The 12,362-nt window shown below is 58.3% G+C and carries 14 protein-coding genes; 5 read left to right on the forward strand and 9 right to left on the reverse strand.

Annotated features, from left to right (window positions below; genetic code table 11):
• Window positions 1-809: 809 nt before the first annotated feature.
• Together PQQ96_RS40140 and PQQ96_RS40145 are read right to left on the reverse strand one after the other, a co-directional pair.
• Window positions 810-2,036 carry a hypothetical protein gene (locus PQQ96_RS40140; RefSeq protein ID WP_408302670.1) on the reverse strand — a complete coding sequence of 409 codons (1,227 nt, stop codon included), beginning with the start codon at window positions 2,034-2,036 and terminating at the stop codon, window positions 810-812.
• Window positions 2,037-2,500: 464 nt separating this feature from the next.
• Window positions 2,501-2,713, reverse strand: a complete 213-nt coding sequence (locus PQQ96_RS40145) for a hypothetical protein (protein WP_408302672.1) — start codon at window positions 2,711-2,713, stop codon at window positions 2,501-2,503.
• A gap of 214 nt (window positions 2,714-2,927) precedes the next feature.
• Between PQQ96_RS40145 and PQQ96_RS40150 the strand changes: the two genes are divergently transcribed.
• Window positions 2,928-3,251: a hypothetical protein gene (locus PQQ96_RS40150; RefSeq protein WP_408302673.1), complete on the forward strand. Its 324-nt coding sequence runs from the start codon at window positions 2,928-2,930 to the stop codon at window positions 3,249-3,251.
• A 37-nt stretch (window positions 3,252-3,288) separates the two neighbouring features.
• Here PQQ96_RS40150 and PQQ96_RS40155 read toward each other — a convergent pair whose 3' ends face one another.
• Window positions 3,289-3,840: a GNAT family N-acetyltransferase gene (locus PQQ96_RS40155; protein ID WP_408302674.1), complete on the reverse strand. Its 552-nt coding sequence runs from the start codon at window positions 3,838-3,840 to the stop codon at window positions 3,289-3,291.
• A 238-nt stretch (window positions 3,841-4,078) separates the two neighbouring features.
• Window positions 4,079-5,080 carry a questin oxidase family protein gene (locus PQQ96_RS40160; protein WP_408302675.1) on the reverse strand — a complete coding sequence of 334 codons (1,002 nt, stop codon included), beginning with the start codon at window positions 5,078-5,080 and terminating at the stop codon, window positions 4,079-4,081.
• A gap of 86 nt (window positions 5,081-5,166) precedes the next feature.
• On the opposite strand from PQQ96_RS40160, the gene soxR reads away from it, so the two are divergent.
• Both soxR and PQQ96_RS40170 read left to right on the forward strand, forming a co-directional pair.
• On the forward strand, window positions 5,167-5,655 hold the full coding sequence (gene soxR / locus PQQ96_RS40165; protein ID WP_408302677.1) for a redox-sensitive transcriptional activator SoxR: 489 nt from the start codon (window positions 5,167-5,169) through the stop codon (window positions 5,653-5,655).
• 154 nt (window positions 5,656-5,809) lie between these two features.
• Window positions 5,810-6,433, forward strand: a complete 624-nt coding sequence (locus PQQ96_RS40170) for an MlaC/ttg2D family ABC transporter substrate-binding protein (protein WP_408302679.1) — start codon at window positions 5,810-5,812, stop codon at window positions 6,431-6,433.
• A 52-nt stretch (window positions 6,434-6,485) separates the two neighbouring features.
• Here PQQ96_RS40170 and PQQ96_RS40175 read toward each other — a convergent pair whose 3' ends face one another.
• Together PQQ96_RS40175 and PQQ96_RS40180 are read right to left on the reverse strand one after the other, a co-directional pair.
• Window positions 6,486-7,172, reverse strand: a complete 687-nt coding sequence (locus PQQ96_RS40175) for an ureidoglycolate lyase (protein ID WP_408302681.1) — start codon at window positions 7,170-7,172, stop codon at window positions 6,486-6,488.
• A 65-nt stretch (window positions 7,173-7,237) separates the two neighbouring features.
• Window positions 7,238-7,702: a GNAT family N-acetyltransferase gene (locus PQQ96_RS40180; RefSeq protein WP_408302684.1), complete on the reverse strand. Its 465-nt coding sequence runs from the start codon at window positions 7,700-7,702 to the stop codon at window positions 7,238-7,240.
• A gap of 21 nt (window positions 7,703-7,723) precedes the next feature.
• Between PQQ96_RS40180 and PQQ96_RS40185 the strand changes: the two genes are divergently transcribed.
• Both PQQ96_RS40185 and PQQ96_RS40190 read left to right on the forward strand, forming a co-directional pair.
• Window positions 7,724-8,083 carry a GNAT family N-acetyltransferase gene (locus PQQ96_RS40185; protein WP_408302686.1) on the forward strand — a complete coding sequence of 120 codons (360 nt, stop codon included), beginning with the start codon at window positions 7,724-7,726 and terminating at the stop codon, window positions 8,081-8,083.
• The gene (locus PQQ96_RS40190; protein ID WP_408302689.1) at window positions 8,055-8,765 is read left to right on the forward strand and encodes a GNAT family N-acetyltransferase; all 711 of its coding nucleotides are present in this window, start codon (window positions 8,055-8,057) and stop codon (window positions 8,763-8,765) included. The genes PQQ96_RS40185 and PQQ96_RS40190 overlap by 29 nt, the downstream gene beginning before the upstream one ends.
• Window positions 8,766-8,966: 201 nt before the next feature.
• On the opposite strand, the gene PQQ96_RS40195 is transcribed toward PQQ96_RS40190, so the two are convergent.
• The 3 genes from PQQ96_RS40195 to PQQ96_RS40205 all read right to left on the reverse strand — a co-directional run bounded on the left by PQQ96_RS40195 (window position 8,967) and on the right by PQQ96_RS40205 (window position 11,423).
• A complete protein-coding gene (locus PQQ96_RS40195; RefSeq protein ID WP_408302691.1) occupies window positions 8,967-9,662 on the reverse strand; it encodes a nucleotide-binding protein in 696 nt (231 codons plus the stop codon).
• 480 nt (window positions 9,663-10,142) lie between these two features.
• Window positions 10,143-10,706 carry a hypothetical protein gene (locus PQQ96_RS40200; protein WP_408302693.1) on the reverse strand — a complete coding sequence of 188 codons (564 nt, stop codon included), beginning with the start codon at window positions 10,704-10,706 and terminating at the stop codon, window positions 10,143-10,145.
• A gap of 366 nt (window positions 10,707-11,072) precedes the next feature.
• On the reverse strand, window positions 11,073-11,423 hold the full coding sequence (locus PQQ96_RS40205) for a DUF4148 domain-containing protein (RefSeq protein ID WP_408302695.1): 351 nt from the start codon (window positions 11,421-11,423) through the stop codon (window positions 11,073-11,075).
• Between the last annotated feature and the right edge of the window lie 939 nt (window positions 11,424-12,362).

Genomic DNA, 12,362 nt, shown 5'->3' on the forward strand with positions numbered 1-12,362 from the left:
TCAGTGCTATCAATGGTGATTCAGAAGTCGGAGCAAGGGCGTTCCAATCAAAAACAAAGCTATGCATCCTATGACGGACCACAAGAATAGAAAATGTATCCGGGTGATAAATCTGGACCTTTGAAGCACGCCTGGATTCTTGCGCACGATGCGATTAATGAACATACCGCTAAGTCCCGTGAGCATGCCAAAAATAAACATTCCAGTGAATCTGTGGCTAGCAAGCGAAATCAGGACGCCGAGGGCCCCGACGGCCTGCAAAACGTAAAGGCTGAACCCCATTTTTCTTTGAGCTGTTGTCATCAGCCTTTTCCTTTTTTAGATCAAACCATTCTACCGCGCGCCTAGATATCGGCAGCCACCACGCACTCCGTTATCCCCACCGAAAAAAATGTGCACGGAAACGGCATACCGGGTCATTCAATTCGCTTAGCGTTGCACAAGCTGTGATCTTAATCGTTGAGGGCATAGAAACGCGTGGCGAATGTCCGCTGCCAGGACGCTTGAACGTCCTTTGTGGATCGAAAACCCCCGTTCATTGACGTCGGCAGCAGACGTTCGTCACGGCCATCGGCAAATGCCAGCGCAGGCTGCTATAGGGCCTGCTAACCATAGTTGGATGGGACGATTTCTATTTTGCATGGCCGTCCTGTGAGCAGGTATCGCCCTGATGGGAGATCGGAGTCACGGCGGTGCCATCGCACGTGTCCGGCACGCACATGCTGCTTCCATCATGGAAGCGGGACACCTTTAACGGCTGGCTGCATACGTGAGTCAGCGCGCCCGGTGGCACATGCGGGTGAGCGCGCCTACTCCCATCCCTGATATCCGGCTGGTTGCGCCGGATTGCCGTAACCGGCGGGGTACGGCCGCCGCAGTTCAGGCGGCGCGTACGTCGCGTTATATGCCGGATAGGCAGGCGGGCGGGCCACTATGATGACCTGCTGCGCCGCCGCTTGAGTGGGCGGCCGAGGTACGTAGGCGGACTGCGCGTCAGCTTGTTGGTACCGAGCGGGTGGATACGGAGCGGGCGCGTACTGGTTAGCCCGAACGGTTCGAGGCGGCGGCGCGTATTCCCGCCCGGCGTACCCGCCTGACTCCTGATACTCGGTTGACATCTGGTTATAGGCCGGCGCCGCCGCGTATTGCTCGGGCTGCTGGTTCTGATATTGCCGGTTGCGCGCTGCTTGAGTCGGTGGAACCGGTTGAGTTCCTTGCTCCACGGCGTATTGCGATTCCTCATCAGCCTGCCGATATTGCGGCACCGCCCGCTGAGCGTTCTGGAAATCGCGTCTCTGCGTCACCTGCGCGTCGTCGTCATTGTTTGATTTTGGTTCCGGCAATGCCGTCACGGCTTGCGTCGGAATCAGTATCGGAGGCTCGGACTCGGTGGCAAACAGCTTCGGCGAAGTAGTTCGCGTAGCAAGCTGCTTCAGAGGCACAGGTTGCATTTCAGCCCGCTTAGGCGGCGTAACCCGCACTGAAGCCTGCTTCAACGACGCGACCGGTGCAGAGACCCGCCTCGGCGGCGCAGACGCGACTTCCGCGGGACCGTGCTTCAGCGGCACAGGCTTGGCCTGCGCGACGACTTGCCTGGACGGCGTGGCTCGCGCAGCAGCATCCCGCTTCGGCGATGTGACCGGCGCGGATACTTGCCTCAGCGAAGCGGCTTGCGCTACGACCCGCCTCGGGGGTGCAACCCGCTCGGCAACCGGCTTCGGCGATGCGGGCATGGCCGGCGCATCAAGCTGTGTTTGCCGGTGCTTCACCTCGTCGCCCAAGGTCGCATAGGATTTCGAGTCTTCCCTGGCGCGCGCGTTATAGCCGATGAAATACGCATAGCGCAGGTCTGCCAGGCGCGCCTGAATGTCTGCTTCGGCGGAGACGCGTTTTTCGCCGGGATCGAGCGATGCGTCGACGGTCGAATCGTCGAAGGCCGAGGTTGCGGCATCAGCGGCACGGGCGGATTCGGGATGCAGCGCGCCCACAGAAGACATAAGCGCAGCGGCTACCGCGACGAGCACTTTTTTTTCCATACTTTCACCTCGGAATTCCGTGCGACAGACCGCGTGGGATTCTCCAATCTCCGGACCGGACTTTCAGTCTCGCTTCCGGGATATCGACTATTTTTAGCACGTCCTTAAGGCCCCAGGATAGTGTTTCCGGGTATAACCTGGGCGAAAGACTATCTGCCGAACAACCTTAGCAATACCAACGGTGTCGGCCCGGAAATTTTTGCCTGCTCCGGCGGCCATGGCGCGCATCAGTTCGCATCGCCGTCGGTGGAGAAGTCCGGCCTCGAGAATGTTCGCAGTCGCGCGCCGCGCATCTCGTGCCGAACGTGATGCATCAGCACGTCAGTCCATGTCGTTAGAGATCGTCGGTCGAAAGCGTTATCCGCTCGCCAGTACCTGGCAACGCTTTCTGCTCCAGCCTGCGAAAGCCGGTGCTTACCAAGCTCGAAGGCAAGCATCAATTGTTTGGGAGCCTCAGCGGCGAGTCACTCGCGGGTGCCGCTATCGGCCAGGTTGACCAGCGCCTGACGCCCATCCGTGCGGGCGGCGTCCTCAACCGGGAAGGTTCTCTCACTGAAAGCAATGAGCTTGAATCCGCTCCCCCTTGCACGCGGGACGGTAATGCCCCAATGCCAGCCTCCGGTTTGTTCGAAGACATGCAATACAGGGGCGGTTGGCGTGTAAGCCTGAGAAGTCATCAAAGCGAATCTCCCAGTCATATCGCGACTGCGGACGCACGATTGCAGACGCTTTACTTTTAGTCTACAGACATCTTGCTGCGCGGCAGTGTGCCGACCGTGGTAAAAATGTCAAATCATGGCGTGTCACAATTTTGAAAAGATTCGCCTGGTGTGAAGATGTGCGAACATGAGTTGACGAGATTTTTGATCTGACGTGATTCACGGGGGCTCAATGGCTAGCCATTCGCTTTTCTGGGCAGCGGTGCCGCACAATGGTGACGGTGTTGTCTTCCAGGTTCGTATTGTCCGCGGACTTCAACGTTTCCACGTAACGCGCCGCGTGCTCGAAGAAGTGTTCGACCTCGAACCCGCAGCTTCGGACGCGAGACAACTCGAACACTTCTATGTGTATCTGAATCGCATTCTGGCTCGAGCCAACAAGAAGCGCTCGATCGCCAGTTCCGACACGGTTCCACTTCAGGCATCAGATTTCACTTCGGCGAGCAAGGAGCAACGCGGGTCAAGTCTGCATGCAGTGGCGCGAAGTGCTGGCTAAGCGGCGGCATTGAAAAGGCGGGGCAGCCAGATGTCATCTAGGTCCGGCGATCGCGGTCGAGCAACCCATACAACGCACTATCCGACACCTGATCGCCAACCATCCAGCGATCACGCAGCAGCCCTTCCCGGACAAATCCGAGCCGTTCGAGAAGACGCGCCGAGGCTACATTGCGCGGGTCGATATCCGCCTCAATCCGGCGTAAGTTCAGCGTGCCGAACGCGTGCTCGATCAGCGCTGAGGCGGCCTCACTCATATATCCACCTCCCCAGTGATTGCGTTGCAGACTAAAACCTATCTCCGCACGTCGGCATTGCTCGTCGGCATGAAAGAGAGCGCAATCCCCAAGTACCTCGCCGGTTGCCCGCAGTTCGAGCACAAAAATGAGATCTTGGCCGTTAGCGGACGTCTTCAATTTACGCACGACGCGATCCGTAGCTTGATCAAAACAAGTCATCGCTGGAAACGAAAAATAGCGCATCGCGTCCGCGTCCGACCAGATGGCGAACAGCGCTTGCGCGTCTTCATCACGAAGCGGCCGCAGGATGAGGCGAGGGGTAGTCAGCGTGACGGGCTCAAACAATGGCATGACGGCGGGCAGGCGCAGAATGTAGAGACCCGATTAAAGCATGTGAACCGGGTACCAACAACCGCATGTATCGAACCGCATGGCGGCGCAACGTCTGAGCGACCGCTTTCGGGATTTGAAGCTGTCTCTTCCGGGTCCAAGAACGGAGCCGGTCGTTGCTGGGTTGGGTTCGGCCACGAGCGATCGTTCGACCGCCGTCGCTAAATCGCCAACAATTTGCGACGCTGGCGGACGGTCGCTACGATACTAACCTCGCCGCCGATGCGAGATATAGCGGCGATGGGGCGCGTCGGTCCTCGCAAAGGCATGCGTATGTCATCTTGATCACGTGATCGTCGTCCGAGGTGACCGCCATTCTGCACACGTCGTTCCAGTCAACAGCGAGATCCGGGATGGTTGCTTCTGCGTCAGGCAGCCTGCCGACCGTTGCATAAGCGGCGCATAGCGCAATCCACAGGCTCGGCAGCAATTGCTTGACCAGGCCGTCGTGAAGCTGGGCAAAGACGATTCGCGCAGCGCGCGTTGCGGTAACCGTATGGAGCAATGTGAAGTCCGGCTTACGCCAGTAAGCGCCAATTGTCGCCCGCGCCAGATCGTCCAGCAACTCCACGTCCGCTGGAGGCACGGGAACGGCCCGGCCAAATCGCACATCGGTTGCAACAGCACGCAAGCGCGACGTGATCGAGGTGCCCTGGAAAACCGCGCCGCTCAATGCCTGGGTAACCTGATCGAATCCCGCATCGACGCTCTCCGCCGTGCGATTTTCTTCCAGACTAACGTCCATAGGCAAATGCGACGAGATTAACGATGCCAGGCCCGCGGCAATCTCGCCGGTATGCCCGGCCTCAATGCCGTAAGCGAGCCGGATCAGCGAGTGGAAGGCTTGCGTAGCGGGAGCGAAAGGAACCTCTTGCAGCACGGTCGTGATCACGGGAACGGGCCCGGCGTCGGCGATCCAGTCGTGAAAGCAAAGTCGCAAAGCGCCGAATGCGGCACGTTCGCCTAAATGTCGTGCCCATTCGTGACGAGGGATAACCGCGTCGATCGGCGGTGCACTCAAAGCGTACTCGCGCTGCCACATGTCGAAAAACGCCTGCAGTCGAGCTGGCGAAGCACCCATTTCGGCCAATGCAACAAGCGCCATCGGGCAATGGTTGGTTGTACCTCTAGCAGCAAGGTCAAAGCGTACGTTTGCATCCAGAAGCTCGCTCAACTTGATGTGAACGGAGTCTTTGCGCATGTTGCCGTCTCTCAATCCAACGGAAGAAAGTCTCATTGTGAAAGTTCAAGTAAAGTTGAAGTCAAGAGAAAACACCTGGGAACGTCATGAACGAGACGGCAATAACAATTGGTGAACTTGCGAAGCGCTCGGGCGTGGCGACGAGTGCGATCCGTTTCTATGAGGAAGAAGGGCTGATCAGTAGCACTCGAACAGAAGGCGGTCAACGCCAGTATCGAAGGGAGGCGCTGCGCCGGGTCGGGTTCATCCGTGCGGCACAGGCTGTCGGATTGAACCTTTCAGAGATTCGATCCGCACTCGAAACGTTGCCCGGGCAGCGCACGCCGACCAAACAGGACTGGGCGCGTCTCTCACGCGCGTGGCAGCCTCTGCTTCAAGAGCGCATAGATGGGCTCATTGCATTGCGCGATCAGCTTGCGTCCTGTGTGGGCTGCGGGTGCCTGTCGCTGAAATCTTGCAAACTTTACAATCCGAAAGACGTTGCCCGTCGGCGCGGGAGCGGTGCCCGATATTTGCAAGGCGATACGTCGCGCGCGGTATTGGCTGAACATATGCCGGATAAGCAGAAAGAGTGATACAGCGGCCCTGCACCCAGTGGCAATGGCAACCGTCCTCAATGTCTTCTACCGTCGGGCGTTGTGAATCGTTCGCCCCGGCGCGAGATGTTTGGGCGTAGATGGAGGATACTTGCGTAGCAGCACGCTAATGCATACAGCCAGGATCCTTCACATGAAGCCCCTTTTTCTAGTGACTTTTTGCGCAGCGTTGCTCTCGTTTGGCGGTGCGGCGTACGCGCAAGTCGACCAATCGGAGCCGCAGGTTCTGATCAAGACCGCGACGCAGCAGATACTCGACGAGGTGCGTACCCGGGCGATCGAGCCGGAGGATATTCCCCGCATCATGGATATCGTGAACCGCGACATTATTCCTTACACCGATTTTCGCCGTACCACGTCGCTCGCGATGGGCCACTACTGGCGAACGGCAACGCCGGCCCAGCAGCAGCAACTGGTCGAACAGTTCAAGATGCTCCTGATCCACACCTATTCGGGCGCTATCGGTCAACTCCAACCTGATCAACGGATCGAGTACCCGCCGATACACATCGCGCCAACCGATACGGACGTGGTGGTGCGCACGATTGCAACCAGAAACGGCGAGCCAGCGGAGATCGATTACCGGTTGTACAGCACGCCGCAGGGCTGGCGCCTGTATGACCTGAACGTACTCGGCGTCTGGCTAGTCCAGACATATCGGCAGCAGTTCAGCGACAAGATCCAGCAAAGCGGGGTGGACGGTCTGATCCGGTTTCTCGCCGAACGCAATGAGCAGCTTGCTTCGGGCAAGCAGTAAGTGACCGTTGGGTAAGATGGCGATGGACGTTTATAGCAGTATCGTCTGCGTTTTACCGCGGTAGGTCGCCGACTCGACCAACCGGTTGGGCGTTGCTGGCGATCGGCGCTTCCAGAAGACAACCAAACTCGCGGGCAAAGTCGACAGAGACGCGCGCGTGGACGGCGCCCTGCTTGTCAAAGAACCGCTGTGTCCCGCTAAGCGTGAACACACCTTCATGCCAGATGTTTGGATGGATGTAGAGACCTTGCTGTCCATCGAAGCGAAAGCACACGAACTTCTCTGGCGCGATATCGTCCCCAGGCAATGCCAATGGAACGTAGAAGGGCAGAGGGTCGAGAGGAAAGAACAGTTGTCCACCGTCCGGGTGGTAGTTCGCGTGCCAAAGCAACATGCGTTCCGGTGCACGGGCGTTGTCGTCGCGGGCTGCTTCAGGCTCCTTTGCGTACCCAAGGATGTAGTGGCCGCCCACCGCCTCGTTCCGACCGTAGAGAATATCACCGCGCCATTCGCTTACAAATGTGCCTTCGGTTGTGCCGGCCTCATCACCGGTTCCAGGATCGATGGGCCTTGTCCCCACCGCCGGCCACTGCACGATCTCGATCGGGCACTCTCCCGGGTCCGCTACAAGCCTGCCAAATCCCTCAAGCGTGGTAGGGGTCGCGTCGACCACGGGCATCGACACGCGCCGGAGGCCAGGAGGAAGGGCGGGGTTGAGGTAGTCGATTTCTTGGGACATCGGCACAGTCTACACGAGTCGAATGTACTGACCGCGGATGCTCGAAAAGGCGTTCTTCGATCGATCTAGGTTGAACTCGGGGCCGCCGTTGTGTAGACGTAGTGGCAATAGCCATGTTCGTCGTGTGTATAGATAAAGTCCGATTTTTCGTAGAGATGGCGCGCCGGATTGTCTGCCTTCACGCCAAGCGTCAGTTTGCGAAAACCGTGCGCATGGGCATCGGCGATGAACCGCGCAAGCAGTTGTCGACCGAGTCCGCTGCCACGTCGATCCGACGTAACATGAATCGATGCAAGCACCGCGGCTTCGTCGTGGATTTCCCAGAAACAGTAGCCTGCTTGAGTCCCATCACATTCGGCGATGAACATGCGGTCGATACCGTTTGTCCATTGCTTCAGATGGAAGTGCATCCCGTCCCTCCAGCGTGCTTCGTTCTCCGGCTCGATTTGCCGGATGTAGTCGAGTTCGCCGAGATATATCGCCGGCAGATCGGTGGCGCGGGCACGGCGAATCGAGTAGAGGGGTTTCATCGTAGACAGGATGCATATCAAGTGGTGGCGACGAAGCATAGCATCGCCCTGCCGAACGAAGCCTCGGTACGTCTGCATCGGAACGCGGGCTTTGCCGAAGTGGGGGCGTTCGCTGAGTGTGCTGTCAAACACCGTCGCTACGTGAATTCGGTCTGGATGCAGCGCGCACTTAGCGCGAAAGCGCAGTACTGTTCTGTTGACGTGCTCTGTACTTTTAATCATTATCTTCGCCCAACGCTCGAATTAATTACCCGGCGATATCAGCGACGCCTGAGAGGTGCTGTGACTCGCCGGTATGCTGGATCGCCCGCCGAAGGTTTCGGCGGCCGGCTACGTAACCTGGACGAATTGGATGGAAGCATCGACCATGCAAATGCCTGAACGCCTGGCCGCTCATCGGGCGCATGCTCTGATCGTCGAAGCATGGATAACCGGGTGGGCGCTATCGCGAAGAACGGCCGCCCCGACGGTCTTACCATTTGGCTTTCTGGTCGACGTCGGACTAGCTCAACAAAAAGCACGCTACGTGCTGCCGGAATTTCGACCAGAAGTCGTTACGGACCTGGCGTCCCGCATCCATACACCATGGACTTTCATCAAGGTTTGCGCCGAACCTCGAATCGTGGCTGAGGTCCTTCCGCAAACCTGGACCGTGGAGGCGCCTGTGTTCATGATGACGGCAGCGTTGGTTGACAATGAACGTTCGCCTTGCAAGCTCGTTCTTCCGAAAGGGTATGCCGCACGCGTATTTGACGAGGGGTCAATTATCCGGGCACAAGTCGAGGACGCTGCGGGTGATATAGCCGCGAGCGGTCAGTGCGCCCTGGACGGAGAGTCGTGCATATTTGACCAGATCATCACGCACGAATCACATCGCAGACGTGGCCTGGGAAGCGCGATCATGAAGTTATTGAACGGCGAGGCCGTGGCACGGGGAAAGAAGCAAGGCGTTCTGGTGGCGACGACCGACGGCGTTGCGCTGTACGGTGCCATCGGATGGACTGTCCATTCACCGGTCACCTCTGCCGTGATCATTCCCGCTTCGGAGAACACAGCCGGGTGATAGTTCTTCGGTCGCGGCCGTGAAAACGTCCCCGCTCCGGGCGAAGCTCCATTCATAAGCTAGGTGCTCGTGAACAGCTGCTTGAGAGCGACGTATTTGTCCCTTATGGGTCGGCGGGGGAAGTCCGCGTCGGAGGAGGGGCACGCGACTGGCGACTGGACGCCGAACTTCCCGGACCGTCGAATTCTGGCCGCTCGCCGGCTAAGGCGCGACCTTCTCGATTTCTTCATAAATGCGGTTGAGCCAGACCTTGACTCGCTGGCGCTCGAGCATGCCAAGACCGGTGCTCGCGCGATCCGGATGATGTGCCGCGGCCCAGAAGCTCAAATTTTTCTGGTCGATTTTCTGCATCGTCGTGTCGGGAAGATGACGCAGCGAAACGACGTTCGCACCAAGCGCTTCCGCGCGCTGACGTTGGCCTGAGGTCTCCAGCAATTCGAAGCGCTCGCCTCGGATTTCGTTCAGCACGATCACGAGGCGCAACTTGCCACCGAACTGATCGAGCCATTGCCGCAACAGGTCGACCGAATCGTGGCCCGCGTCCATGACCTGCCACCACGTGAGTGCAATAGCGTTTTCCTGCGCAATACCGAGCACGTCGGAGTCGTCGAACCACTTGGAGACCGATTGCTGGGTCTGTGCCGCGAGATCGACAAGGATGCGTCGGTCGGGTTGTTCGAGAGCATGCTCGATAACCGGGTCGAGACTGTCGTGGTCGTCGAGCGCGGCTGGCGCGGTGAAATCGGCGTAGTAGCGCAGCAGCGCTCCGTGTGAGCGGTCAGTGTCGAAGCCAAGAAACGGCAAATTGCGGTCGATGAAGTACTGCGCCAGAACGCGGGCGACGAGCGATTTGCCCACCCCGCCTTTTTCCCCGCCGATAAAGTGCACGAAGCTCATGTGCTCGATTCCTTGTTGTCCCAGTGGATCTGCGATGCAAGCGCGCGGCGCGGTTTGCACACAGGTTATCTTGGCAAAATTCGCGGAGGCGGTTTTTTGCCCGGCCTGGGCGCAGTTCGCGCCGAACAGGCGACCATGCATCATGCCAGACGACTATGACAGGATGATCAAATCGACACCGTCGGGATCAAACTCGACTCGAGGGCCTGGTAGGACAACTCGTAGACTGAAGCGGATCGGCCACGGAGGTTTGCCGTCGGGTCACGTCCGGCCACAAGTGGTCGTTCGACAGAAGCGACTCGGTCATTGAGAATCCCGGCATGTTGAGCAGATTCCGTACCGCGATCGATCGGGGAAGCGACACAATCATCTCGCAGAAGGCGCAGGTATCAAAGGGCGGAAAACCTGCGCCCACGCTCGCGCTTGCCCCCTCTCATGAAAGCGCTATAGCGAGCAAGCTTGAATCCATCCTGGACGCGACTAGCGAAAGCCGTAGACCACGACCTTTTTCCCCTCAAATCTTTCTTGCACACCTTGCTGGCAATAGGGTGGACACGTTATGCCGTCCGGGGTCGCGCCTGACACAGTGATCGCCTTGGAGACAACCGATTCGATGAGCGTTCCGTCGTCAGCGACGACGATTTCCAGGTCAGTCTCGACGCCGGCCGGCACGGGGCCGGCGCTATAGACGATGTTCATGGTGCCGGTGCAATCGGAGTTCACCGTGTAGGTGCCGCTCTGGTTCGGATTGAATGTAGTCTGCCCCCCTTTCGGCAGCCCGCCGATAACCCCGTAGTCGGTGCGTAAAAAATGGCCCGCGCCGTCGAACGTCACCAGGGCGACGTCATCGAGGATCGACGGAGCGGCGAACGGATGCAGCACATTATTTGCATCCAGCAATCCAAGAATTTCTCCGTGACCGCTAAACCCGTACGGTCCCTTTAGCGTTGCGTTCGAGCACACGCCAGCGGCCTGTGCGGCACCACTGAGTGAGAGAAGTGTAACGGCTGTTGCCGACAGAACGCTTAAATGCTTGATCTTCACGATTATCTCCTCGTCACCGAATCAGGCGCTTGCAGTATCTCAACGCCCTCCTTGTGTCGAATCATGCTGCATTATTCCGGCGTGTAACCACGTCAGTTGTAGCCAGGTCGGTTATTTGATGTTCGGTACTAAATGTTCCTTTATCGACGAACAAATGTTCGGTATCGCTTTGCTAATATTCGTTAAATTCTGCAGCCCTATCAGATCGCATCCGCTCTTTTGCCGGTATCTCGGGCTCAAGCTCGAGCTGACGAACCTTGCAGCGCAGGCGCGTGAGTTCCTCGCGCTCGCTCGTGGTCAGGCCATCGTGCCGCAACCGGCGTCGCGATCGGTCTGCGCAGCAAGGGTCTGTTGAGCCATCGGCGGTCAGTTACCGAAGAACAGGTTGCAGTAACTTGCGGGGCCGACGCACGGCGATGGCGAGGGCTTCGGCAGATGCACGGAACTGCCGGCGGCCGAGGTACCGTTCGTCGTGCCTCCAACGGCGTTGTTGGCCGCCTGCTGATTGTCCTGTGCAGCGATCTTCGCTTCAGCTGCCTGAATTTGGGTGGGATACGTCGTGTGGTCGCCGTCGCCGACGTGATAGCCGGCCTGCTCGAGGCGGATCAGTTCCGCGCGCACCTGCGCGCGGGTGACGGGCTCGGTGCTCTGAGCGAAGCTGACGACCGGGCTGGCAAACGCACCCATGGCGAGGACGAGGCATGCAAGGGTTTTCATGATGGAGCTCCTTGAGTCGGTTGAACGGGAACGTCGTGTTACGACGGCTCGAATGCTGATCAGTTTGCCGAATGGCTCGTTGCTGCCGAGGCGCGCAGACAGACCAGATGTTGGGGTGATATGGGGTGTGGAGTGGTCGGTCACTCAGTTGGCTAAACTCGGGTGCGTATTGCGGATCCTGGCAATCTCCTTGAAAGTGAGGTGAAAAACGTCGCACATGGAGCCTATACGGGCGCGCGCCGATCAAGCTGTGATTGCTCGGAAAACCGACGATGCCTATGTATGCACTGCGTGTTCAACACCGGCCGGTTATAGTGCCGTACTCGTATCAGGCATGCGAGAAGAGAAGAATATGAGTCATCGTGCGGTGAACTACGCCTTCCTTGTATCGAATTATGCTGCGTTATTCCGCCGTGAAATCACCTCAGTTGTAGTTAGGTCGATTGTTTGATGTTCGGTATTAAATGTTCCTTTATGGGCGAATAAATGCTCGGTGTCGCTTTGCGATTATTCGTTACAGTTACTTCCTGAGAGTACGGCGCGCACGCCGGCTTACCGATGCAGATTGGCCTCGCGCTTACCCTGCGCCCGGCAGCCTCGACGGTTTTCCAGCAGATGCTCGGCACAGCGGGCGCAAATCTCAAGAAGGGTTCAACTCGGTGGGCCACGAACTTTTGTTCGGCAAGTAACGGAACACTTGTTCATCGACTTGCTGGCGGACCGGTAGCACAATGGAGCGCATGCTGCAGCTGATCCTGGAGGCCTCCCATGGCGTCCTGTACTCAAACACGAGGTGATTCCGACGCGGACGAAAAGCCTGGGGCCAGAACATCACTGAGTGTGAGTGAAACGGTTCAGAAAATCGAGCGCCGCAGATTCGCTGAATTTGTGAATCTTTTTCTGGGACCGGTTGCAGCACTCAGTACCCAGCAGAATCTG

Origin of the sequence: Paraburkholderia sediminicola (assembly GCF_046027825.1) — a bacterium.
GTDB classification, from domain to species: domain Bacteria; phylum Pseudomonadota; class Gammaproteobacteria; order Burkholderiales; family Burkholderiaceae; genus Paraburkholderia; species Paraburkholderia sediminicola_D.